The organism is Streptomyces sp. NPDC046122 (assembly GCF_056429965.1).
The window spans coordinates 1,016,462-1,039,198 of the sequence record NZ_JBWKLQ010000001.1 but is presented as its reverse complement, the minus strand read 5'-3'; the positions used below and the strand labels follow the sequence as shown (position 1 = coordinate 1,039,198).

At 72.1% G+C, this 22,737-nt stretch carries 17 protein-coding genes and 1 riboswitch; of the genes, 12 read left to right on the top strand and 5 right to left on the bottom strand.

Translation table 11 applies throughout. The annotated features are described in order from the left end of the window. Window positions 1–26: 26 nt before the first annotated feature. Window positions 27–857: a serine protease gene (locus AC07FK_RS04465; RefSeq protein ID WP_479102402.1), complete on the top strand. Its 831-nt coding sequence runs from the start codon at window positions 27–29 to the stop codon at window positions 855–857. Between the two features lie 116 nt (window positions 858–973). Here the strand turns inward: AC07FK_RS04465 and AC07FK_RS04460 are convergent, their stop codons facing one another. Beyond that, on the bottom strand, window positions 974–1,204 hold the full coding sequence (locus AC07FK_RS04460) for a DUF7455 domain-containing protein (protein WP_028814168.1): 231 nt from the start codon (window positions 1,202–1,204) through the stop codon (window positions 974–976). A 432-nt stretch (window positions 1,205–1,636) separates the two neighbouring features. Here AC07FK_RS04460 and AC07FK_RS04455 point away from each other — a divergent pair, with 432 nt between their 5' ends. The 3 genes from AC07FK_RS04455 (at window position 1,637) to AC07FK_RS04445 (ending at window position 6,031) form a co-directional block, all read left to right on the top strand. Then, the gene (locus tag AC07FK_RS04455) at window positions 1,637–3,757 is read left to right on the top strand and encodes a DNA gyrase/topoisomerase IV subunit B (protein WP_479102400.1); all 2,121 of its coding nucleotides are present in this window, start codon (window positions 1,637–1,639) and stop codon (window positions 3,755–3,757) included. Window positions 3,758–3,956: 199 nt separating this feature from the next. Continuing rightward, complete coding sequence (locus AC07FK_RS04450; protein ID WP_479102398.1) at window positions 3,957–4,442, top strand: DUF485 domain-containing protein; 486 nt, start codon at window positions 3,957–3,959, stop codon at window positions 4,440–4,442. Continuing rightward, window positions 4,439–6,031 (top strand): solute symporter family protein, encoded by a 1,593-nt coding sequence (locus tag AC07FK_RS04445; protein ID WP_479102397.1) that lies wholly within the window; start codon window positions 4,439–4,441, stop codon window positions 6,029–6,031. The genes AC07FK_RS04450 and AC07FK_RS04445 overlap by 4 nt, the downstream gene beginning before the upstream one ends. Window positions 6,032–6,110: 79 nt before the next feature. Here the strand turns inward: AC07FK_RS04445 and AC07FK_RS04440 are convergent, their stop codons facing one another. Both AC07FK_RS04440 and AC07FK_RS04435 read right to left on the bottom strand, forming a co-directional pair. Next, window positions 6,111–6,791 (bottom strand): response regulator, encoded by a 681-nt coding sequence (locus AC07FK_RS04440; RefSeq protein WP_479102395.1) that lies wholly within the window; start codon window positions 6,789–6,791, stop codon window positions 6,111–6,113. Next, window positions 6,788–8,515: a sensor histidine kinase gene (locus AC07FK_RS04435; RefSeq protein WP_479102393.1), complete on the bottom strand. Its 1,728-nt coding sequence runs from the start codon at window positions 8,513–8,515 to the stop codon at window positions 6,788–6,790. The genes AC07FK_RS04440 and AC07FK_RS04435 overlap by 4 nt, the downstream gene beginning before the upstream one ends. A gap of 119 nt (window positions 8,516–8,634) precedes the next feature. On the opposite strand from AC07FK_RS04435, the gene AC07FK_RS04430 reads away from it, so the two are divergent. Then, complete coding sequence (locus tag AC07FK_RS04430; protein ID WP_479102392.1) at window positions 8,635–9,756, top strand: CobW family GTP-binding protein; 1,122 nt, start codon at window positions 8,635–8,637, stop codon at window positions 9,754–9,756. Here AC07FK_RS04430 and AC07FK_RS04425 read toward each other — a convergent pair. Beyond that, a complete protein-coding gene (locus tag AC07FK_RS04425; RefSeq protein WP_479102390.1) occupies window positions 9,753–12,206 on the bottom strand; it encodes a DNA gyrase/topoisomerase IV subunit A in 2,454 nt (817 codons plus the stop codon). The two genes, AC07FK_RS04430 and AC07FK_RS04425, sit on opposite strands and share 4 nt — an antisense overlap. 214 nt (window positions 12,207–12,420) lie before the next feature. Between AC07FK_RS04425 and AC07FK_RS04420 the strand changes: the two genes are divergently transcribed. The 4 genes from AC07FK_RS04420 to AC07FK_RS04405 all read left to right on the top strand — a co-directional run bounded on the left by AC07FK_RS04420 (window position 12,421) and on the right by AC07FK_RS04405 (window position 17,286). Further along, a complete protein-coding gene (locus AC07FK_RS04420; RefSeq protein ID WP_479102592.1) occupies window positions 12,421–13,806 on the top strand; it encodes a M16 family metallopeptidase in 1,386 nt (461 codons plus the stop codon). 20 nt (window positions 13,807–13,826) lie between these two features. After that, entirely contained in the window at window positions 13,827–15,194 is a 1,368-nt protein-coding gene (locus AC07FK_RS04415) for a M16 family metallopeptidase (RefSeq protein ID WP_479102591.1), read from the top strand. A gap of 220 nt (window positions 15,195–15,414) precedes the next feature. Continuing rightward, window positions 15,415–15,577, top strand: a riboswitch (cyclic di-AMP (ydaO/yuaA leader). A gap of 13 nt (window positions 15,578–15,590) precedes the next feature. Then, on the top strand, window positions 15,591–16,412 hold the full coding sequence (locus AC07FK_RS04410; RefSeq protein ID WP_479102388.1) for a M23 family metallopeptidase: 822 nt from the start codon (window positions 15,591–15,593) through the stop codon (window positions 16,410–16,412). A 178-nt stretch (window positions 16,413–16,590) separates the two neighbouring features. Continuing rightward, a complete protein-coding gene (locus AC07FK_RS04405) occupies window positions 16,591–17,286 on the top strand; it encodes a GntR family transcriptional regulator (protein ID WP_479102387.1) in 696 nt (231 codons plus the stop codon). A 178-nt stretch (window positions 17,287–17,464) separates the two neighbouring features. Here AC07FK_RS04405 and AC07FK_RS04400 read toward each other — a convergent pair whose 3' ends face one another. Continuing rightward, window positions 17,465–17,746, bottom strand: a complete 282-nt coding sequence (locus tag AC07FK_RS04400; RefSeq protein WP_069930388.1) for an HPr family phosphocarrier protein — start codon at window positions 17,744–17,746, stop codon at window positions 17,465–17,467. Window positions 17,747–17,889: 143 nt separating this feature from the next. On the opposite strand from AC07FK_RS04400, the gene AC07FK_RS04395 reads away from it, so the two are divergent. Genes AC07FK_RS04395 through AC07FK_RS04385 form a run of 3 tightly spaced genes read left to right on the top strand, consistent with a single transcriptional unit; the run spans window position 17,890 to window position 22,711 of the window. After that, on the top strand, window positions 17,890–20,895 hold the full coding sequence (locus AC07FK_RS04395; protein ID WP_479102385.1) for a bifunctional acetate--CoA ligase family protein/GNAT family N-acetyltransferase: 3,006 nt from the start codon (window positions 17,890–17,892) through the stop codon (window positions 20,893–20,895). A 41-nt stretch (window positions 20,896–20,936) separates the two neighbouring features. Continuing rightward, window positions 20,937–21,524, top strand: coding sequence for a DUF5998 family protein (locus tag AC07FK_RS04390; RefSeq protein ID WP_069930387.1), 588 nt, complete (start codon window positions 20,937–20,939; stop codon window positions 21,522–21,524). After that, window positions 21,524–22,711 carry an alkaline phosphatase family protein gene (locus AC07FK_RS04385; protein WP_479102383.1) on the top strand — a complete coding sequence of 396 codons (1,188 nt, stop codon included), beginning with the start codon at window positions 21,524–21,526 and terminating at the stop codon, window positions 22,709–22,711. Before AC07FK_RS04390 ends, AC07FK_RS04385 begins: the two co-directional genes overlap by 1 nt. Window positions 22,712–22,737: the final 26 nt, after the last annotated feature.

Here is a 22,737-nt window from a genome sequence, read left to right as displayed (position 1 = left end):
ATAGCTCCACCGAGCCAGGAGGCCGTATGCGTCGCTCTTTCGCCGGATCACTGACAGGGGCGCTGGCCCTGACGGCCATGGCCGTCGCGGCGCCACAGGCATCGGGAGGCGCCGCCGCCCCGGACGGTGTGGTGATCGGGGGCCAGCCGGTACAGATCTCGCAGTCGCCCTGGGTGGTGGCCCTGTCCAGCCGTGACCGGTTCGGAGGTACGCGAGCGGGGCAATTCTGCGGGGGAGTGGTGGTGGCGCCCGCCCAAGTACTGACGGCGGCACACTGCGTGAGCGCGGACGTCCTGGGCGTACCGCTCGGCCAGGTGCGGGATCTGCGGGTGATCGCGGGCCGTACCACGCTCAAGGGCACGGGCGGCCGGGAGATCGCGGTGAGCGGCGTCCAGCTGAACCCGGCGTACGACGCCAAGACGAACGCGGGCGACTTCGCCCTGCTCACGCTCCTGGACCCGCTGCCCGCCTCGGACGTCATCAGGGCCGCAGGGCGGGGCAGCGCGGCGTACACGGCCGGCACGCGCGCCATGGTCTACGGCTGGGGGGACACATCGGGCAGTGGGGCGTACGCCGACGAGCTGCGGGCGGCTCCGGTCAAGGTGATGGACGACAGCGCCTGCGAGCGGGCCTATCCCGGCCGCGCGGAGGGGACGTACCGCCCGGACACCATGCTGTGCGCCGGAGACGAGAACGGGGGGCACGACGCCTGCCAGGGGGACAGCGGCGGGCCGCTGGTGGCCGACGGCCGGCTGATCGGGCTCGTCTCCTGGGGGAGCGGCTGCGGCCGGGCGGAGAGCCCCGGGGTGTACGCGCGCCTGTCGGCTGCCCCTGAAACCTGGGCGGCAAGGGACTGATTACGCTTGCAGCGTACAAGTACGGGCGGCCTTCCCTGATCACTCAGGGGAGGCCGCCCGTCGGCCGGTCCGGGGACCGGCCCTCGGCTCGTCGTGGTGGCGAGGTGCCTGCGTTCTCAGCGTTCCTCGTCTTCCGGGGACGGCGGCACGGGGGTCAGCCGGTCGGTCTCGTCCTGTATTTCAGCGGCGATCTTCTTGAGTTCCGGCTCGAACTTGCGACCGTGGTGGGCGCAGAAGAGCAGTTCGCCGCCGCTGGCCAGGACGACGCGCAGGTAGGCCTGGGCGCCGCATCGGTCGCATCGGTCAGCGGCCGTCAGGGGGCTCGCGGGGGTCAGAACAGTAGTCACGTCGCCTCTTCTCTAGCTCGACGAGCTGTCGTACCAGGGTCAACATCCAACCAGGCCGAAAACGTTCCCGCTCGTGGCTTTTCCTTGAAAATTCTTCCGAGGTGGCTGTCTGTTGCCGGTTAGCGGCGAAGGAGCCGTATTGCGTCGCTCTACGGTTTCGCGTCGATTAATGGGGTCTGCCCTCCCGGCTGGCTTGCCGGGTTGTTCATGAGGACGTGCCCGGAGCCTAAATGGTTCATGCCTCGAAGGGAACGTGATGTCCACGTCACTCGATCGAGGGATCGAACGTGCATGCGACTCTGGACTAGCATGAGTTTTCCCCAGGGTGGCGTTACATCGGCTCTACCAGGCCTCGGTACCCTCTGACCGGCGACCCACGCCGGGCCCGTACCCCATCGGGACACATTTGAAATTCAGCGAGGAGCGAACCGCGTGACCGCCGAAACGTCCGTGCCGTCCACTGCGCTTCTGACCGGTGCAGACCGTGACGGTTCCAACTACACCGCGCGGCACCTTCTCGTACTCGAGGGGCTGGAGGCCGTCCGCAAGCGACCCGGCATGTACATCGGGTCCACGGACAGCCGTGGCCTCATGCACTGCCTGTGGGAGATCATCGACAACTCCGTCGACGAGGCCCTCGGCGGGTACTGCGACCACATCGAGGTGGTCCTCCACGAGGACGGCTCCGTCGAGGTCCGGGACAACGGCCGCGGCATCCCGGTCGACGTGGAGCCCAAGACGGGTCTGTCCGGCGTCGAGGTCGTGATGACCAAGCTGCACGCCGGCGGAAAGTTCGGCGGCGGCTCGTACGCGGCCTCCGGCGGCCTGCACGGCGTCGGCGCGTCCGTCGTGAACGCCCTCTCCGCCCGCCTCGACGTCGAGGTCGACCGCAACAGCGCGACGCACGCCATCAGCTTCCGGCGCGGCGTGCCCGGCATGTTCACCGAGTCCGGCCCCGACGCCCCCTTCGACCCGGCCAACGGGCTGCGCAAGGGCAAGCGGGTGCCCAAGACGCGCACCGGCACGCGCGTGCGTTACTGGGCCGACCACCAGATCTTCCTCAAGGACGCCAAGCTCAGCCTGGAGACGCTGTACCAGCGCGCTCGCCAGACGGCCTTCCTGGTGCCCGGTCTGACCATCATCGTCCGTGACGAGCGCGCCACGGACGGTGAGGGCAAGACCGAGGAGGTCTTCCGCTTCGACGGCGGCATCAGTGAGTTCTGCGAGTACCTCGCGCAGGACAAGGCCATCTGCGACGTCCTGCGGCTGAGCGGACAGGGCACCTTCAAGGAGACCGTGCCGGTCCTCGACGACCGCGGTCACATGACGGCCACCGAGGTCACCCGTGAGCTGGGCGTGGACATCGCGCTGCGCTGGGGCACCGGGTACGACACCACCGTCAGGTCCTTCGTCAACATCATCGCCACCCCCAAGGGCGGCACCCACATCTCCGGTTTCGAGCGCTCCCTCACCAGGACCGTCAACGAGGCCCTGCGCTCGGCCAAGCTGCTGCGTGTCGCCGAGGACGACGTCGTCAAGGACGACGCGATGGAGGGCCTCACGGCGGTGGTCACGGTGCGGCTGGCGGAGCCGCAGTTCGAGGGCCAGACGAAGGAGGTGCTCGGCACGTCGGCGGCCGCGCGGATCGTCGGCAACGTCGTCGCCAAGGAGCTGAAGACCTTCCTGACCTCCACCAAGCGCGACGCGAAGCAGCAGGCGCGCTCGGTGATGGAGAAGGTCGTCGCCGCCGCCCGGACGCGTATCGCGGCCCGCCAGCACAAGGAGGCGCAGCGCCGCAAGACCGCGCTGGAGTCCTCCTCGCTGCCGGCGAAGCTCGCCGACTGCCGCAGCGACGACGTGGAGCGCAGCGAGCTCTTCATCGTCGAGGGAGACTCCGCGCTGGGTACGGCGAAGCTCGCCCGGAACTCCGAGTTCCAGGCGCTGCTGCCCATTCGCGGCAAGATCCTCAACGTGCAGAAGTCGTCCGTCTCGGACATGCTCAAGAACGCCGAGTGCGGCGCCATCATCCAGGTCATAGGAGCGGGATCCGGGCGGACCTTCGACCTCGACGCGGCGCGCTACGGCAAGATCGTGCTCCTCGTCGACGCCGACGTCGACGGCGCGCACATCCGCTGCCTGCTGCTGACGCTCTTCCAGCGCTACATGCGGCCGATGGTGGAGGCGGGACGCGTCTTCGCCGCCGTGCCGCCGCTGCACCGGATCGAGCTGATCCAGCCCAAGAAGGGCCAGGACAAGTACGTCTACACGTACTCGGACAACGAACTGCGGCAGACGCTGCTGGAGTACCAGCGCAAGAACGTGCGCTACAAGGACTCCATCCAGCGCTACAAGGGCCTCGGCGAGATGGACGCCGATCAGCTGGCGGAGACGACGATGGACCCCCGCCACCGCACGCTGCGCCGTATCAACATCGGTGACCTGGAGTCCTCCGAGCAGGTCTTCGACCTCCTGATGGGCAACGAGGTCGCGCCCCGCAAGGAGTTCATCACCAGTTCGGCGGCCACCCTGGACCGCTCCCGCATCGACGCCTGAGCCCGACCGCCGCACAGCACCGCTCCACGCTCCGCGCGGTTCACCCCCACGGGTGGACCGCGCGGAGTTTTTTCGCCTCCACCGTCACTTCGCCTTCACCTGAAGGGGTGAAGTGCGCGGATGAAGAGTCCGGGATCTTCCTGATCTGTCCATCCTTGGGCACGCGGACGACGCGTTCGCGGAGAAGGAGAGTTGACCGGTGGAGAAGCAGGAAGGGCGTGAGGCCGCCGCCGTGCGGTTCGACGATCCCTGGTACGACGCGCTCGCCTCCGGCTGGGGCGAGCTCGACGGTACGGGCGCACCCGCGCCGGTCCCGCCGCCCGCGGGCCCCGGTCCCGGCCCCGGCCCCAGTGCCGCGGAGATCTACCTGGAGGTCCAGCGCAGCGCCGCCTTCCAGGAAGTACGCGGCCGCTACCGGCGGTTCGTCGTCCCCGCCACCCTCGCCTTCTTCACCTGGTACGTCGTCTACGTCGTCGCGGCCACCACCGCCCACGACCTGATGGCCCGCCCCGTCGCGGGCGCGGTGAACGTGGCGATGGTCGCCGGGCTCGGGCAGTTCCTCACCACCTTCCTGCTGACCTGGGCGTACGCGCGTCACGCCCGGTTGCGCAGGGACCGGGCGGCGCTCGATCTGCGCTGGGACACGCAGGAACTGACCCGGGGGATCAAGGGGGCCGGCCGGTGACCCGTGACCACCAGACACTCGCGCTGCTGTTGTTCTGCGCGTTCGTCGCGGCGACGCTGGCCATCACGACGTGGGTGAGCCGCAACCGGCGTGGTTCCGCGGAGGAGTTCTACGCGGGAGGACGGCTGTTCTCACCGATGGAGAACGGTTTCGCCATCGCGGGCGACTACATGTCCGCGGCCTCCTTCCTCGGAATCTCCGGCCTGATCGCTCTCTTCGGCTACGACGGCATGCTCTACTCCGTCGGCTTCCTCGTCGCCTGGCTCGTCGTCCTGCTGCTCGTCGCCGAACTCGTCCGCAACTGCGGACGGTTCACCCTCGCCGACGTCGTCGCCGCGCGGATGCGGGAGCGGCCCGTGCGCATCGCGGCGGGAACTTCCTCGGTCACCGTGTCCGTTCTCTACCTGGTGGCGCAGATGGTGGGCGCGGGCAGCCTGGTCGCGCTGCTGCTGGGCGGGAGCAGCGAGGCGGCGCGCACCTGGACGGTCATCGGCGTGGGCGCGCTGATGGTGATCTACGTGTCGCTGGGAGGGATGCGGGCCACCACCTGGATCCAGATCGTCAAGGCAGTGCTGCTGATGGCGGGTACGGTGGCGCTCACCGTGCTCGTACTGGTGCGCTTCCACGGCGACTTCAACCAGTTGCTGCTCTCCGCCGCCGAGCGCAGCGGCCACGGGAAGGACTTCCTGTCGCCCGGCCTGCGGTACGGCGGGGACTGGACCGCGCGCTTCGACTTCATCAGCCTCGGGCTCGCGCTCGTCCTCGGCACGGCCGGTCTGCCGCACATCCTCACCCGCTTCTACACCGTGCCGACCGCCCGCGCCGCCCGCCGCTCGGTCGTCTGGTCGATCGGCCTCATCGGCAGTTTCTACCTGATGACGATCGTGCTCGGCTTCGGCGCGGCGGCGGTGGTCGGCACCGACGAGGTGCGCGCGTCCAACGCGGCGGGCAACACGGCGGTTCCGCTGCTCGCGCTCGACCTGGGCGGCGGCGCGGGTTCCACGGGAGGAACGGTTCTCTTCGCCATCGTCGCGGCCGTGGCGTTCGCCACCATCCTCGCGGTCGTCGCCGGCATCACCCTGGCGTCCTCCGCCTCCGTCGCCCACGACCTGTACGCCTCGCTCAGGCGGCGCCACGCCAAGCAGTACAGCGAGGTCGCGGTGGCCCGCCTCGCTGCGGCCGGGATCGGGGCGGCGGCCATCGCCCTGGGCCTGCTCGCCCGCGACCTGAACGTCGCGTTCCTCGTCGGCCTGGCGTTCGCGGTCGCCGCCTCCGCCAATCTCCCGGTGCTGCTGTACTCGCTGTTCTGGCGGAACTTCACCACGCGCGGCGCGGTCTGGTCGGTGTACGGCGGCCTGGTCCCGGCCGTCCTGCTCGTCCTGCTCTCGCCCGTCGTCTCGGGCAGCCCCGAAGCGCTGTTCCCCGGCGTCGACTTCCAGCTCTTCCCCCTGCAGAATCCGGGCCTGGTCTCCATCCCGCTGGGCTTCCTCGCCGGCTGGGCCGGTACGGTGCTGTCGCCCGAACCGCCGGACGAGGCCGGGCACGCCGAAACGGAGGTGCGCTCCCTCACCGGCGCGGGCGCGGTCTGACCGGCGCGGGAGGGCGTGGTCCAACAGCCCCCGCTCGCGGCCGCGCGCCTCTGGAGCCCGCTGGGCCGCGCGGGCCGTCTCAGCCGCCGCTCGCCGTCCATGCGTAGCGGTGCTCCGGGCGGCCCGTCTCGCCGTACTTGAGGCTCAGGCGTACCCGCCCCGACCGCTCCAGCAGCTTCAGGTAGCGGTGCGCGGTCTGCCGGCTGATGCCCGCGCGTTCCGCGATCTCCTGGGCGGACAGCGGCCCTCCCGCGGCCAGCAGCACCTGCCGGACCAGCTCGGCGGTGGTCGGTGAATGCCCCTTCGGCAGGTCGGGCGAGCCGGGCACGGAGAGGGCGCCGAAGATGCGGTCCACCTCGGCCTGTTCCGCCTCGCCGCCCCCGTCGAGGGTCCGGCGCAGCGCGGCGTACGCGTCGAGCTTCGTGCGCAGCCCCGCGAAGTTGAAGGGTTTCACGAGGTACTGGAGGGCTCCCTGGCGCATCGCGGCCTGCACGGTCCCGATGTCGCGCGCCGCCGTCACCATGATCACGTCGGTCTGGAGGCCGAGCGCCCGCAGCTCCTGGACGAGCGCCAGCCCGTTCCCGTCCGGCAGGTAGTGGTCCAGGAGCACCAGGTCGACGTGGTGCGCGCGCAGCTGGGCCAGCGCCTCGGCGGCGGAGTGCGCGCGGCCGACGACCCGGAAGCCCTCGACCTTGGCCACGTACGCGGCGTTGATCTCCGCGACGCGCACGTCGTCGTCCACCACGAGTACGTCGATCATCTCGCCTCTCCCGCCGCGTCCGGCCCCGCGCCCACCGGGGCTACCGGTCCCGCACCGCCGCGGTCCGCCCCACCGCCCTCGACACCGTCCGGGCCGGACTCCGTCACCGGGTCCGTCAGCGCCTCCGGCAGTACGACGGTGAACTCGGCGCCGCCCTGCGCACCCGCGCCGGCGCGGGCGCTGCCGCCCTGCCGCTCCGCGAGCCTGCGCACCATCGCGAGGCCCAGACCCCGCTTGCCGTGGGCCGGCAGCTCCTTGGTCGACCACCCCTCCGTGAAGATCAGCTCGCGCTGCTCCGCCGGAACACCGGGCCCGCTGTCGGTCACCGTGAGGACCGCCGTGCGCCCCCGCGCCCGCAGCCCGACCTCGATCACGGCGTCCGGGGAGCCGGCCGACGCGTCCAGCGCGTTGTCCACCAGGTTGCCGACGACGGTGACCAGGCCGCGCGGGTCCACCAGCCGGTCGGGCAGCAGCGTCTCTCCGGAGAGCCGGAGGGAGACCCCCCGTTCGGCGGCGACCGTGGCCTTGCCGACCAGCAGCGCCGCCAGCATCGGGTCGTGGATCTTCTCGGTGATCTGCTCTGCGGTGGCGCGGTGCACCCCCGCGACCTCCGTCACGAACCACACCGCCTCCTCGTGCATGCCCAGCTCCAGCAGCCCCAGGAGCGTGTGCATCCGGTTGGCGTGTTCGTGGTCCTGGGCGCGCAGGGCGTCGATCAGACCGCGCGTCGAGTCGAGTTCGCGGCCGAGCCGCTCCAGCTCGGTGCGGTCGCGCAGGGTCGCCACCGCGCCGCCGTCGTCCGTCGGCATCCGGTTGGTGACGAGGACGCGGTGCCCGCGCACGGTCAGCAGGTCGTCGCCGGTCACCCGCCCCGCCAGCACGTCCGCCGTACGCCCCTCGCCCAGCACCTCGTCGAGCGGCCGCCCGGTGGCCTCCGGCCCCAGCCCGAGCAGCCGCTGGGCCTCGTCGTTCATCAGCCGGATCCTGCCCCGGGCGTCCAGGGCGACCACGCCCTCCCGGATGCCGTGCAGCATCGCCTCGCGTTCCGCCAGCAGCGCGGAGATGTCGGAGAAGGCCAGGTCGTGGGTCTGCCGCTGAAGTCTCCGGGAGATGAGGTACGCCGCGACCGCGCCGACGGCCAGAGCCCCGCCCGCGTACGCCAGCAGCCCCGGGATGGCCGCGAGCAGCCGGGCGCGGACGCTGTCGTACTCGATGCCGACCGACACCGCGCCGACGATGGCGCCGTCCGCGTCGCGCAGCGGGACCTTGCCGCGGGCGGAGCGGCCGAGCGTACCCTCGTCGATCTCCATCACCTCGCGGCCCGCCAGGGCCTCGCTCGGGTCGGTGGAGACGATCCTGCCGATCTGGCGGGGGTCGGTGTGGGACCAGCGGACGCCTCGGTGGTCCATGATCACGACGTACTCGGCGCCCGTGGAGCGCCGGACGCGCTCCGCTTCGGCCTGCGCAGGCCCCGCGGCGGCCGGCCGTGAGCCGGTCACCGCGTCGGCGAGCTGCGGCTGGGCGGCGGTGGTCTGCGCGATGGCGAGGGCCCGCCGCATCGCCTCCTGGTCGAGCTGAGCGCTGAGCGGGGCCAGGAAGAGGCCGGTGGCGAGCACGGTGACGCCGGTGGCGATGGCCAGCTGCATCAGGAGGACCTGAGAGAAGACGCGCTGGGGCCAGCCCAGACGCAGGCGTCTGCCGGAGGTGGTCGGTGCGGCGCTCATGTCTACGAACGGTAGAGCGCCGGGCGGGGCTTTCCGAAATCCCCCGCTCCGCCCGGCGGCGCTCCCGGGGCCGCCCCTATCCTGGGCAGCCCGTCGCCGCACCGTGAGAAAGGCCCTCGGTGAGCAAGAAGCAGATCCCGGTCATCGTCCTCGCGGGCTTCCTGGGTTCGGGCAAGACCACCTTGCTCAACCACCTGCTCGCCCGCAGCCGGGGCACCAGGATCGGTGCGATCGTCAACGATTTCGGGGCCATCGAGATCGACGCCATGGCGGTCGCCGGGCAGCTCGGGGACTCCACCGTCTCGCTCGGGAACGGCTGCCTGTGCTGCGCCGTCGACGCGAACGAGCTGGACGAGTACCTGGAGCGGCTGACCCGGCCGGCTGCCCGCCTGGACGTCATCGTCATCGAGGCGAGCGGGCTCGCCGAGCCGCAGGAACTGGTGCGGATGATCCTCGCCGGCGAGAACGAGCGGATCGTGTACGGCGGGCTCGCCGAGGTCGTCGACGCGTTCGAGTTCGACGCGACGCGCAGGCGCCACCCCGAGCTGGACCGCCATCTCGCCGTCGCCGACCTCGTCGTGCTCAACAAGACGGACCGGGTGGGGGAGGAGCGGCTGGGAGCCGTCCTCGACACCGTACGGAACCTCAGCGGGGGCACGCCCGTCGTCAGGGCGTCGTACGGGCGGATCGATCCGCAGCTGCTCTTCGACCCGGCGGCGCGGCCGGACGCCGAGGAGAAGGCGCGGCAGCTCTCCTTCGACGACCTGCGCGGCGACGAGGACGCGCACGACGACCACGAGGATCATCTCCACGCGGCGTACGAGAGCGTCTCCTTCGCCTCCGACGTGCCCATGGACCCGCGCCGGCTGATGGAGTTCCTCGACACGAGACCCGAGGGGCTCTACCGCATCAAGGGGTACGTCGACTTCGGCCCGGCCGACCCCCGCAACCGGTACGGCGTGCACGCGGTGGGCCGGTTCCTGCGCTTCTACCCCGAGCCGTGGGGGCGGGACGAACCGAGGACGACGCAGCTCGTGCTCATCGGGTCCGGGACCGACACGGAGGCGCTCGGCAAGGAGCTCGCGGCCTGCCGGGCGGAGGGCGCGCGGGCGGAAACGCGGGAGGCGCCGCTGGAAGGTCCGCTTCCGCAGGAGGCGCTCGACGTACCGCAGGACGCCCTCTCCGCCGCCTGCGAGCGGAGCATGTGGGGCGTCCTGCGGTACGTGCGGGGCGAGGGCTAGACCGGGCCCGCCAGAGCCGCCACCGGCGTCGCCAGCGGGGTGCCCGAGCCGTCGCGGCGCGGGTCGGGCTCCGGCAGCTCCACCGGGGCCCCGTTCTTCGTCGCGGCCCGTGCCGGGGCCGTGCCCGCCCAGGCGAGGAGCAGCGCGTCCTCGCCCTTGAGGAACCGCTGACAGCGCACGCCGCCCGTGGCCCGGCCCTTGCGCGGGTACTGGTCGAACGGCGTCAGCTTCGCGGACGTCTCCGTGTCGCCGAGCAGCGTCCCCGCCGTACCGGCCACCGTGAAGACCACGGCGTCCGCCGCCGGGTCGACCGCGGTGAAGGAGATGACCTTGGCGCCGTCGGCGAGCTTGATGCCCGCCATGCCGCCCGCGGCCCGGCCCTGCGGGCGGACCTGCCCCGCCGGATAGCGCAGCAGCTGAGCGTCGTCCGTGATGAAGACCAGGTCCTCCTCGCCGGTGCGCAGCTCGGCCCCGCCGACGATCCGGTCGCCCTCCTTCAGGGAGATGACCTCCAGTTCGTCCTTGTTGCCGGGGTAGTCCGGCACCACCCGCTTGACGACGCCCTGCTCGGTACCGAGCGCCAGCCCGGGCGAGGACTCGTCGAGCGTGGTGAGGCAGATCAGCGTCTCGTCCGGCCCCAGGGTCAGGAACTCCGTGACCGGTGCTCCGCCCGACAGATTGGGCGCGGAGGCCGTGTCGGGGAGCTGGGGCAGGTCGATCACCGAAAGCCGCAGCAGGCGGCCGAACGAGGTCACCGCGCCCACGTCGCCGCGCGCCGTCGCGGGCACGGCCGAGACGATCACGTCGTGCTTGGTGCGCCGGGCGTCGTCCATGGCGAGGGGCTCGCCGTTGGCCGTACGGGCCAGCAGGCCGGTCGAGGACAGGAGAACGCGGCACGGGTCGTCCGCGACCTCCAGCGGCACCGCGGCGACCGGCGAACTCCCCGACTCCAGCAGCACGGTGCGCCGGTCGGTGCCGAACTTCTTCGCCACCGCCGCCAGTTCCGCCGAGACCAGCTTGCGCAGCTCGGTGTCCGACTCCAGGATCGCGGTCAGCTCGTCGATCTCGGCGGTCAGCCGGTCGCGCTCGGCCTCCAGCTCGATCTTGTCGAACCTGGTGAGCCGGCGCAGCGGCGTGTCCAGGATGTACTGCGTCTGGATGTCGCTCAGCGAGAACCGCTCGATCAGCCGCTCCTTGGCCTGGGCCGAGTTGTCGCTGGAGCGGATGAGACGGATGACCTCGTCGATGTCGAGCAGCGCGACGAGCAGGCCGAGGACCAGGTGCAGCCGGTCGCGGCGCTTGGTGCGGCGGAACTCGCTGCGGCGGCGCACGACCTCGAAGCGGTGGTCGAGGTAGACCTCGAGCAGCTCCTTGAGGCCCAGCGTCAGGGGCTGCCCGTCGACCAGCGCCACGTTGTTGATGCCGAAGGTCTCCTCCATCGGCGTCAGCTTGTAGAGCTGCTCCAGGACGGCCTCCGGGACGAAGCCGTTCTTGATCTCGATGACCAGGCGCAGCCCGTGCGCACGGTCGGTGAGGTCCTTGACGTCCGCGATGCCCTGGAGCTTCTTCGCCGAGACCAGGTCCTTGATCTTGGCGATCACCTTCTCCGGCCCGACGGTGAAGGGCAGTTCCGTGACGACCAGGCCCTTGCGGCGCGCCGTCACGTTCTCCACGGTGGCCGTCGAGCGGATCTTGAACGTGCCGCGCCCGTTCTCGTACGCGTCCTTGATCCCGCCGAGGCCGACGATGCGGCCGCCGGTCGGCAGGTCGGGACCGGGCACGAAGCGCATCAGCGTCTCGAGATCGGCGCCGGGGTGCCTGATCAGGTGCCGGGCCGCGGCGACGACCTCGCCCAGGTTGTGCGGCGGCATGTTCGTCGCCATGCCGACGGCGATGCCCGACGCGCCGTTGACCAGCAGGTTCGGATAGGCGGCGGGAAGCGCGACCGGCTCCCGCTCCTGCCCGTCGTAGTTCGGGCTGAAGTCGACCGTGTCCTCGTCGATCGACTCGGTCATCAGCGACGTGGCGTCGGCCATCCGGCATTCCGTGTACCGCATGGCGGCCGGCGGGTCGTCGTTGCCCAGCGAGCCGAAGTTGCCGTGGCCGTCGACGAGCGGCAGGCGCATCGAGAAGGGCTGCGCCATCCGCACGAGCGCGTCGTAGATCGACGCGTCGCCGTGGGGGTGCAGCTTGCCCATCACCTCGCCGACGACGCGGGCGCACTTCACATAGCCGCGGTCGGGCCGCAGCCCCATCTCGTTCATCTGGTAGACGATGCGGCGGTGCACCGGCTTCATGCCGTCGCGGGCGTCGGGCAGGGCTCGCGAGTAGATCACCGAGTACGCGTACTCGAGGAAGGAGCCCTGCATCTCGTCGACGACGTCGACATCGAGGATCTTCTCCTCGAACGCATCGTCCGGCGGCGGGGTCTTCGTGCTGCGGCGGGCCATCGCGGCTGCGGCTCCTTCGCGGTTCTGTGGGGCGAGTTCTTGCGTGTGATGCCGACCATTGTGGACCGCCGCACTGACAACGCCGACCTCGACCCGTCCGTAGCGCCTCGCCGGGCGTTCCCTGAGGGCGTACACCGGCCGGGAACTTCGCCAGGTGTCCGCGAGCTTGCATACAGTGGCAGGACTTCTCCATATCGCGATCGAAGGGACGTACATGCCCATGGGTCACACGGCCACAGCGCAGGCCGGTTCCGGCGGCCTGACAGCGACCGAGCACCGGCTGGCCAACGGTCTGCGCGTGGTGCTCTCCGAGGACCACCTGACCCCGGTCGCCGCGGTCTGCCTCTGGTACGACGTCGGTTCGCGCCACGAGGTCAAGGGCCGTACCGGTCTTGCTCACCTTTTCGAGCACCTGATGTTCCAGGGCTCGGCGCAGGTCAAGGGCAACGGCCACTTCGAGCTGGTGCAGGGTGCGGGCGGTTCGCTCAACGGCACGACCAGCTTCGAGCGCACGAACTACTTCGAGACGATGCCCGCCCACCAGCTGGAACTGGCCCTGTGGCTCGAAGCCGACCGGATGGGCTCGCTGCTCACCGCGCTCGACGAGGAGTCGATGGAGAACCAGCGCGACGTCGTCAAGAACGAGCGCCGGCAGCGGTACGACAACGTTCCGTACGGCACCGCGTTCGAGCGGCTGACCGCGCTCTCGTACCCCGAGGGCCACCCGTACCACCACACGCCGATCGGCTCGATGGCCGACCTGGACGCGGCGACCCTGGAGGACGCGCGCGCCTTCTTCCGTACGTACTACGCGCCCAACAACGCGGTGATCTCGGTCGTCGGCGACATCGACCCGGAGCAGACGCTCGCCTGGATCGAGAAGTACTTCGGCTCCATCCCGTCCCACGACGGCAAGCAGCCGCCGCGCGACGGATCGCTGCCCGACATCATCGGCGAGGAGCTGCGCGAGGAGATCCACGAGGAGGTCCCGGCGCGCGCCCTGATGGCCGCCTACCGGCTGCCGCACGACGGCACCCGCGAGGCGGACGCCGCCGACCTGGCGCTCACCGTCCTCGGCGGCGGCGAGTCCTCCCGGCTGCACAACCGTCTGGTGCGCCGCGACCGCACGGCCGTCGCGGCCGGCTTCGGGCTGCTGCGCCTGTCCGGCGCGCCCTCGCTCGGCTGGCTCGACGTCAAGACGTCCGCCGGAGTCGAGGTGCCCGACATCGAGCGCGCCGTCGACGAGGAGCTGGCCCGGTTCGCCGCCGAGGGCCCCACGCCCGAGGAGATGGAGCGCGCGCAGGCCCAGTTGGAGCGCGAGTGGCTCGACCGGCTGGGCACGGTCGCGGGCCGCGCCGACGAACTGTGCCGGTACGCCGTCCTGTTCGGCGACCCGCAGCTCGCGCTGACCGCCGTCCAGCGCGTCCTGGACATCACCGCGGAGGAGGTCCAGGCGGCCGCCGCGGCCCGCCTGCGCCCGGACAACCGCGCGGTCCTGGTGTACGAGCCGACGCACGCAGGGGACACGGCGGACGCCGGGGCCGACGACACCGCAGACGCCGCCGGTGCGACCGGTGCGCAGGAAGGGGCGGACAAGTGACCGACGCCGCAGCCGTGAGCATGGAGTTCCACCCGCAGCCGCAGGCCGGCACCCCCACCCCGTGGGCCTTCCCCGCCCCCGAGCGCGGCAGCCTGCCCAACGGCCTGACCGTGCTGCGCTGCCACCGCCCCGGCCAGCAGGTCGTGGCCGTCGAGATCTTCCTCGCCGCCCCGCTGGAGGCCGAGCCGGAAGGGCTCGACGGCGTCGCGACGATCATGGCGCGTGCCCTGTCGGAGGGCACCGACAAGCACTCCGCCGAGGAGTTCGCCGCCGAGCTGGAGCGCTGCGGAGCCACGCTCGACGCGTTCGCCGACCACCCGGGCGTCCGGGTCTCCCTGGAGGTCCCCGTCTCCCGGCTGCCCAAGGCGCTCGGCCTGCTCGCCGACGCGCTGCGCGCCCCCGCCTTCGCGGACGGCGAGGTCGAGCGCCTGGTGGCCAACCGGCTCGACGAGATCCCGCACGAGACGGCCAACCCGTCCCGCCGCGCCGCCAAGCAGCTCTCCAAGGAGCTCTTCCCGGCGACCTCGCGCATGTCGCGGCCGCGCCAGGGCACCGAGGAGACGGTGGGGCGCATCGACGCCGCCGCCGTGAAGGGCTTCTACGCCGCGCACGTGCGCCCCGCGACCGCCACCGCCGTGATCGTCGGCGACCTGGAGGGCACCGACCTGGACGCGATCCTGGCGGACACCCTGGGCGCGTGGAAGGGCGACAACTCCGAGCCGCGTCCCGTGCCGCCGGTGGTCGCCGACGACACCGGCCGGGTGGTCGTCGTGGACCGCCCCGGCGCGGTCCAGACGCAGCTGCTGATCGGCCGGATCGGCCCCGACCGGCACGACCGCGTGTGGCCGGCGCAGGTCCTCGGCACGTACTGCCTGGGCGGCACGCTCACCTCCCGCCTGGACCGCGTCCTGCGCGAGGAGAAGGGCTACACGTACGGCGTGCGCGCCTTCGGGCAGGTGCTGCGCTCCGCGCCGGACGGGTCGGGCGCCTCGATGCTGGCGATCAGCGGCTCGGTGGACACGGAGTCCACCGGCCCGGCGCTCGAAGACCTCTGGAAGGTGCTGCGCACCCTCGCGGCCGAGGGCCTCACCGACGCCGAGCGGGACGTCGCCGTACAGAACCTCGTCGGGGTCGCGCCGCTCAAGTACGAGACGGCGGCGGCCGTCGCGGGCACGCTCGCGGACCAGGTCGAGCAGCACCTGCCGGACGACTTCCAGGCCCAGCTGTACACCCGTCTCGCGGAGACGGGCACCGTGGAGGCGACCGCTGCGGTCGTCAGCGCCTTCCCGCAGGACCGCCTGGTCACGGTCCTCGTGGGTGACGCCTCGCGGATCGAGGAGCCCGTCAGGGCGCTCGGCATCGGTGAGGTGAAGGTGGTCAGCGGCTGAGCCCGAACCGCCTGCTCGATCCGCCCTGAAGAGGGGCAAAGTGGGACCCCGGTATTCGAGAGGCCGCCGGGGTCCTTCTCTTATGTCCGTTTTGTTGCGGAGGTTGCCTGTCTGGCCTGTGGGGTGCGTTACAAAACGCCGTGTCTGTTTGGTGATTAAAAGATGACCCGTTTAGCGTCTGTCCGGCTGTCCGTCAGCAGTGAGCCGCATCCGCGGCACCGGACAGTCATCGCCGAGTCCCCGTCAGGCGCGAGCCTGGGGAGCCGGGGACCCACGCAGTCCCTGGGGTGAATCGGACGTCCTTCGCAGGTGCGGAGGGGTCCGTAGGAGACCTTCCTGCTCCGAACCCGTCAGCTAACCCGGTAGGCGAGAAGGAAGGAAAGGACCAGCCACTCCATGGCGTTCACCCGTGCCACCGGGAAGCACCGTCGTCCGAGCCGCCTGACGCGCAAGAGCGCGAACATGGCCGGCGTCGCCGCACTCGCGACCACCGGCGTCATCGGAGGTCTGACCTCTCCGGCCCTCGCCGCCGACGGCGACGCGGCCCAGGCCGTCCAGGACACCGGCCTGACCCAGGCCATCGTCATCGGCGACTCCCTCGCGGACCAGATAGCGGCCCAGGCCGACCAGCAGAAGCGTGCCGCCGTCAAGGCGGAGGCCGCGCGCAAGGCCGAGGCCGAGCGCAAGGCCGAGGCGAAGCGCAAGGCGGAGGCGAGAGCCAAGGCGGAGGCCGAGGCGCGGGCCAAGAAGGAGCGCGAGGAGCGCGCGGCCAAGGAGCGCGCCGCCCGTGAGGCGGAGCGCAAGCGCCTGAACGCCTACACCCTCCCGATCGCCGGCTCCGTCGTCACCACCGGCTACAAGACCGGCGGCAACCTCTGGTCCTCCGGCAGTCACTCCGGCGTCGACTTCCGTGCCGCGTCCGGCAGTTCCGTCGTCGCCGTCGGTGCGGGCACCGTCGTCGAGGCCGGCTGGGGCGGGGCGTACGGCAACAACATCGTGATCCGGATGAACGACGGCACGTACACGCAGTACGGCCACCTCTCCTCCCTCGGCGTCTCCGTCGGCCAAGCCGTCACCTCCGGCCAGCAGATCGGCCTCTCGGGCTCGACCGGCAACTCGACGGGCCCCCACCTGCACTTCGAGGCCCGTACGTCCCCCGAGTACGGCTCCGACATGGACCCGGTCGCGTACCTGCGCGCCCACGGCGTGAGCGTCTGACGCGTCCGGTCCGTCCGCTCGTACGCAAGGCCCCGGCTTCCCCGCCGGGGCCTTGCGCGTGTCCAAAAGCCGTCCCTGAATTACGGCGCCCGTCGGAAAATGCGGAATGCTGCAATAGAGTCACCGAAAAGGCGTCGGTCGACCGCGTTGTGCGGGGATCAAAGGCGGAGGTTCGGTCATGCGCATTCCCGCGCAATCGGTATGCACGGCAATCCGTGACGACATCGTTTCCGGTGTGTTCCCGCGCGGCGCCAGGCTCACCGAAGAGCTCCTCGCGCGCCGTTACGGCGTCTCGCGCGTCCCGGTGCGCGAGGCGCTGCGCACGCTGGAGTCCGAAGGGTTCGTCACCACCCGCCGGCACGCCGGCGCCTGCGTGGCCGAGCCCACCGAGCAGGAGGCCGCCGACCTCCTGGAGGTGCGCACGCTCCTCGAACCGCTGGGCGCGGCCCGTGCCGCCCAGCGGCGTACCGAGGCCCACCTCAAGGTGCTGCGCGGCCTGGTCAGACTCGGGCAGGAGCGGGCGCGCCGGGGAGAGGGCGAGGATCTGCGGGCGCTGGGCGGCTGGTTCCACGAGACGCTCGCCCAGGCGTCGGGCAGCCCCGGCCTCACGGCCCTGCTCACCCAGCTCAGACACAAGATCGCCTGGATGTACGCCGTCGAGCAGCCCGCGCGTCCCGCGGAGGCGTGGGCGGAGCACGGGGCCATCGTCGACGCCGTGGCGCGCGGCGACGCGGAACGGGCCCGCGCGCTGACGGCCCTGCACGCCGAACGCGCGGTGGCCTCGCACCGGCTGCGTCGCACCGGGCGCGAACGCGGGCGCGCAGGCGTGAGGACTTCGCAACATGACGTAAACACGGTGAGTGGCCGCCTTTAACAGCCGCGCCGTATATAAAAAGAGGGCGAATTCGCGGGGCTTTTTCTGCTGTCCGAATTCACTGGAATACCGCGGCGTGCGGATGTGTGTGGCCGTCCGCGTGCAAAACAGAAAGAAGCCGCGGTCCCCGAATTCCGGGTGCCGCGGCTCCTTCGTGAGAATGCGCCCGTCCGAGTGGTCAGACGGTCTCGGGCAGCTCGTCCAGGCCCTCGGAGACCAGCTTCGCCAGGCGGTCGAGAGCGGCATCGGAGCCGTCGGCCTCGGACGCCAGCACGATCTCCTCGCCACCCTGCGCGCCGAGGCCCAGCACCGCGAGCATGGAGGCGGCGTTGACCGGGTTGCCGTCGGCCTTGGCGATCGTCACGGGGACGCCCGAGGCGGTCGCCGCGCGGACGAAGATGGAGGCGGGCCGGGCGTGCAGGCCCTCGGCCCAGCCGACGGTGACACGGCGCTCAACCATGGTGTTGCCCTTCATGTTCTAACGGTTGTCTAGACCAGTCTCTCACGTCGTGCGGAGCGGCCGTGCCCCCGCCCCGGGCCGGCCCGCGCCGCGGCCTCAGCCTGCCTTGCCCCGCGCTGCCCCGCGACCCGTAGGCTTTCGTCATGCAGCCCTCGCCGGAGCAGGCCTCGCAGGACCACGACGGACACCACGCGTACCCGGCCCACTGGGAAGCCGACGTGGTGCTGCGTGACGGAGGCACGGCGCGGATCCGCCCCATCACCGCCGACGACGCGCAGCGCCTGGTCAGCTTCTACGAGCAGGTGTCGGACGAGTCGAAGTACTACCGCTTCTTCGCCCCGTACCCCCGCCTCTCCGCCAAGGACGTCCACCGCTTCACCCACCACGACTACGTGGACCGGGTGGGACTGGCCGCCACGGTCGGCGGCGAGTTCATCGCCACCGTCCGCTACGACCGGATCAACGCGCAGGGGCGGCCCTCCTCCGGCCCCGACGCCGACCTGGCCGAGGTCGCCTTCCTCGTCCAGGACGCGCACCAGGGGCGCGGGGTCGCCTCCGCCCTCCTGGAGCACGTCGGCGCGGTCGCGCGCGAGCGCGGCATCCGGCGCTTCGTCGCGGAGGTGCTGCCCGCCAACACCAAGATGATCAAAGTCTTCACCGACGCGGGCTACACCCAGAAGCGCAGCTTCGAGGACGGCGTCGTCCACCTCGAGTTCGACCTGGAGCCGACCGACCGCTCCGTCGCCGTCCAGCGCGCCCGCGAGCACCGCGCGGAGTCCCGCTCCGTGCAGCGGCTGCTCGGCCCCGGCTCGGTCGCCGTCGTCGGCGCGGGCCGCGCGCCGGGCGGAGTGGGGCGCACGGTCCTGCGCAATCTCCTCGCCGCCGGGTTCACCGGGCGTACGTACGCCGTGAACCGGGCCTTCCCCGAGGACCTCACCGAGCTCGACGGCGTGCCCGCGCACCGCTCCGTCGCCGGGATCGGCGAGGCCGTCGACCTCGCGGTCGTCGCCGTACCGGCCGAACGGGTGCCGGAGGTGGTCGCCGACTGCGGTGAGAGCGGCGTCCAGGGCCTCGTCGTCCTCTCCGCCGGGTACGCCGAGAGCGGGGCCCGGGGGCGGGAGCGCCAGCGTGAACTCGTACGGCAGGCGCGTTCGTACGGCATGCGCATCATCGGCCCGAACGCCTTCGGGATCATCAACACGTCGGACGCCGTACGCCTCAACGCCTCCCTCGCGCCACAGCCGCCCGCGCGCGGACGCATCGGCCTCTTCACCCAGTCCGGGGCGATCGGCATCGCGCTGCTGTCGGGGCTGTACCGGCGCGGCGCCGGGCTGTCCTCGTTCATCTCGTCAGGCAACCGGGCCGACGTGTCGGGCAACGACTTCCTCCAGTACTGGTACGACGATCCCGACACCGACGTCGTCCTCCTCTACCTGGAGTCGATCGGCAACCCGCGCAAGTTCACCCGCCTGGCCCGGCGCACGGCGGCGGAGAAACCGGTCGTCGTGGTGAAGGGCGCGCGCCACAGCGGAAGCACGCCGCCGGGGCACGCGGTGCCCGCCACGCGCATCCCCGACGCGACGGTGTCCGCCCTGCTGCGGCAGGCCGGCGTCATCCGCGTCGACACCGTCACCGAGCTCGTCGACGCGGGGCTGCTCCTGGCCGGCCAGCCGCTTCCGGCGGGGCCGAGGGTCGCGATCCTCGGCAACTCGGAGTCCCTCGGCCTCCTGACGTACGACGCCTGCCTGGCGGAGGGCCTGCGCCCGCTTCCACCGCTCGATCTGACGACGGCCGCGACTCCGGCGGACTTCCGCGCGGCGCTGGCCGGAGCGCTGGCGGACGGGACGTGTGACGCGGTGGTGGTCACGGCGATTCCGTGGGTCGGCGAGAACGGGGCGACCGAGTCCGGCGACGGAGAGGTGCTGGCGGCGGCGCTGCGCGAGGGGGCGGCGACCGGGCCCGCGAAGCCGGTGGCGGTCGTGCACGTGGAGATGGGAGACCTGGCCGACGCCCTCGCCGCGGCGGCCGGTACGGCCCGCCCCGCGCCCGCGGCCCCGGCGGCAGACCCGGACCGGGGCGCCGCGGCGAACGGCTCGTCCCCGGACCGTGCCCCGGCCACGGCCCGGGGAAGCGCCACCCCCGGCCGGCCGCAGGCGGCCCCTCCGGCGCCCGGGGACGAAGGGCGCCCGGGGGCAGGGGGACCCGCCACGGCTTCCGGCAACGAGCGGGCAGGGGAACCCACCGGGGCCCAGCCGTCACACCCGTCGCCCCACGACACCCGCCGCATCCCCGCCTACCCCGCCGCCGAGCGAGCCGTGCGCGCGCTGGCGGAGGCGGTGAAGTACGCGCAGTGGCGCCGGCACGCCGCCGAACCCGGGCGGGTGCCCGAGTACGACGACATCGACGAGGCCGGGGCCGCCGCCCAGATCGGCGCGCTGCTGGACGAGAGCGCCGACCCGCGCGGCATGCCGCTGGCCGGTGACGCCGCCGGCGAGCTCCTCGGGCGGTACGGCATCGACGTACGGCCGACCCTGCCCGCGCCCCACCCCGACGCCGCCGTGGCCGCCGCCGCCCGGCTCGGTTACCCCGTCGCGCTCAAGACCACCGCCCCGCACCTGCGCCACCGCCCCGACCTCGGCGCCGTACGCCTCGACCTGGCCGACGAGACGGAACTGCGGAGGTCCTACCACGAGTTGACCGACGCCCTGGGCAAGTCCGAGGAGCTCCAGCTCGTCGTCCAGGCCATGGCGCCCCGGGGCGTCGACACCGTCGTCAGGGCGTCCATCGACGCCGCCGCCGGCGCGGTCCTCTCCTTCGGGCTCGCCGGAGCCGCCTCCGAGCTGCTCGGCGACGTCGCCCACCGGCTGGTTCCGGCCACCGACCGGGACGCCGCCGAACTCATCAGGTCGGTGCGGACCGCACCGCTCCTCTTCGGCTGGCGCGGCTCGGACCCGGTCGACACCGCGGCGCTCGAAGAGCTCCTGCTGCGCGTGTCACGCCTCGTCGACGATCACCCGGAAGTGGTCGGGATCGCGCTGGAACCCGTGGTCGTCGCCCCGCGCGGCCTGTCCGTCCTCGGCGCGACTGTGCGCCTCGCGCCCCCGCCCGCCCGCGACGACCTCGGCCCCCGCCGCCTGCCCAGCTACTGACCCCGGCATCGCGGCCCCCGGCGCCCCGTAGGATGGAGGACATGGCGAAGACCGGTACGACGACCCAGGGGCTGCGCGCGGCGATCGAGCGCAGCGGCTACTACCCGGCCCTCGTGGCCGAAGCGGTGGAGGCCGCTGTAGGCGGCGAGCCGGTCGCCTCCTACCTCGTGCACCAGGAGACGACGTTCGACTCCAACGAGGTCCGCCGGCACGTCACGGTCCTCGTCCTCACGGGCAACCGCTTCATCGTCAGCCACACCGACGAGCAGGCTGCCGACACCACCTCCCCGGCGCCGTACGCCACCACCTCCACGGAGTCGGTCAAGCTCGACCGGATCTCCTCCGTCGTGGTCAGCCGCGTCGTCGCCAACCCGGAGAAGTACGTTCCGGGCACCCTGCCCCGCGAGGTCGTCCTGACCATCGGCTGGGGCGCCGTGTCCCGCATCGACCTGGAGCCCGCCGCCTGCGGCGACCCCAACTGCGAGGCCGACCACGGCTACACCGGCAACACCACCGCCGACGACCTGAGCCTGCGCGTCAGCGAGGCCGGCGACGGTCCGGACACCGTGCGCCAGACGCTCGCGTTCGCCCAGGCGCTCTCCGAAGCGACCGCCGCGGCCGACCGCTGATGGCGCAGCCCGCCTGGTCCGACCCGGTTCCGCTCGCTCTGGACACCGCGCCCGTCCCCGAGTACGGCGCCGGATCGCTCGCCGACCTCCTGCCGACCCTGGCGGCAGGCATGGGCGTACCCGGCACGACCGCCGCGATCCCCGAGCTGACGCCCGCCGACCGGAACTGCGTGTTCCTGATCGACGGCCTCGGCTGGGAGCAGATCAAGGCTCACCCGGACGAGGCCCCGTTCCTCCACTCCCTCCTGGGCAGCTCGCGCGGCGGCACGGGCCGCCCGCTCACGGCCGGCTTCCCCGCCACCACCGCGACCTCCCTCGCCTCGGTCGGCACCGGCCTGCCGCCCGGCGCGCACGGCCTGCCCGGCTACACCGTCCGCGACCCCGCCACCGGCGCGCTGATGAACCAGCTGCGCTGGAAGCCGTGGACCGACCCGCACGCATGGCAGCCGTACCCCACGGTCTTCCAGCTCGCGGACGCCGCGGGCGTGCACACCGCGCAGGTGTCCTCGCCCGACTTCCAGCACACCCCGCTGACCAAGATCGCGCTGAGCGGCGGCACGTTCCGCGGCAGGCTGACCGGCGAGGACCGGATGGACCTGGCCGCCGGCGAACTGGCCGCCGGGGACCGCTCGCTCGTCTACACGTACTACAGCGAGGTCGACGGCAAGGGCCACCGCTTCGGCATCGACTCCGACGCCTGGCGCGGCCAGCTGATGTACGTCGACCGGCTCGCCCAGCGCCTCGCCGAGCAGCTCCCGCCCCGCTCGGCGCTCTACGTCACAGCCGACCACGGCATGATCGACATCCCCTTCGACGAGCAGTCGCGCATCGACTTCGACGAGGACTGGGAGCTGGGCGCCGGCGTCGCCCTGCTGGGCGGCGAGGGCCGGGCCCGCCACGTGTACGCCGTCCCGGGCGCCGAGAACGACGTGCTCACCGTCTGGCGCGAGGTGCTCGGCGAGCAGTTCTGGGTGGCGAGCCGGGACGAGGCCGTCGCGGCCGGCTGGTTCGGCCCGGTGGTCGACGAGCGGGTGCGGGGGCGCATCGGCGACGTCGTCGCCGCGGCCCGCGACGACGTCGTGGTCGTCGCGTCGCGCCGGGAGCCGCACGAGTCCGCGATGGTGGGCATGCACGGCTCCATGACGGCCGCCGAGCAGCTCGTCCCGCTCATCGAAGTCCGCCCGTAACTCCCGACTCCCCCCGCACAGACCCG

Coding starts and splice junctions, on each gene's coding strand:
- AC07FK_RS04465 (WP_479102402.1), top strand. CDS start 27: ATGCGTCGCTCTTTCGCCGGATCACTGACAGGGGCGCTGGCCCTGACG.
- AC07FK_RS04440 (WP_479102395.1), bottom strand. CDS start 6,791: ATGATCGACGTACTCGTGGTGGACGACGACGTGCGCGTCGCGGAGATC.
- AC07FK_RS04435 (WP_479102393.1), bottom strand. CDS start 8,515: ATGAGCGCCGCACCGACCACCTCCGGCAGACGCCTGCGTCTGGGCTGG.
- AC07FK_RS04425 (WP_479102390.1), bottom strand. CDS start 12,206: ATGGCCCGCCGCAGCACGAAGACCCCGCCGCCGGACGATGCGTTCGAG.
- AC07FK_RS04420 (WP_479102592.1), top strand. CDS start 12,421: ATGCCCATGGGTCACACGGCCACAGCGCAGGCCGGTTCCGGCGGCCTG.
- AC07FK_RS04415 (WP_479102591.1), top strand. CDS start 13,827: ATGGAGTTCCACCCGCAGCCGCAGGCCGGCACCCCCACCCCGTGGGCC.
- AC07FK_RS04410 (WP_479102388.1), top strand. CDS start 15,591: ATGGCGTTCACCCGTGCCACCGGGAAGCACCGTCGTCCGAGCCGCCTG.
- AC07FK_RS04405 (WP_479102387.1), top strand. CDS start 16,591: ATGCGCATTCCCGCGCAATCGGTATGCACGGCAATCCGTGACGACATC.
- AC07FK_RS04400 (WP_069930388.1), bottom strand. CDS start 17,746: ATGGTTGAGCGCCGTGTCACCGTCGGCTGGGCCGAGGGCCTGCACGCC.
- AC07FK_RS04395 (WP_479102385.1), top strand. CDS start 17,890: ATGCAGCCCTCGCCGGAGCAGGCCTCGCAGGACCACGACGGACACCAC.
- AC07FK_RS04390 (WP_069930387.1), top strand. CDS start 20,937: ATGGCGAAGACCGGTACGACGACCCAGGGGCTGCGCGCGGCGATCGAG.
- AC07FK_RS04385 (WP_479102383.1), top strand. CDS start 21,524: ATGGCGCAGCCCGCCTGGTCCGACCCGGTTCCGCTCGCTCTGGACACC.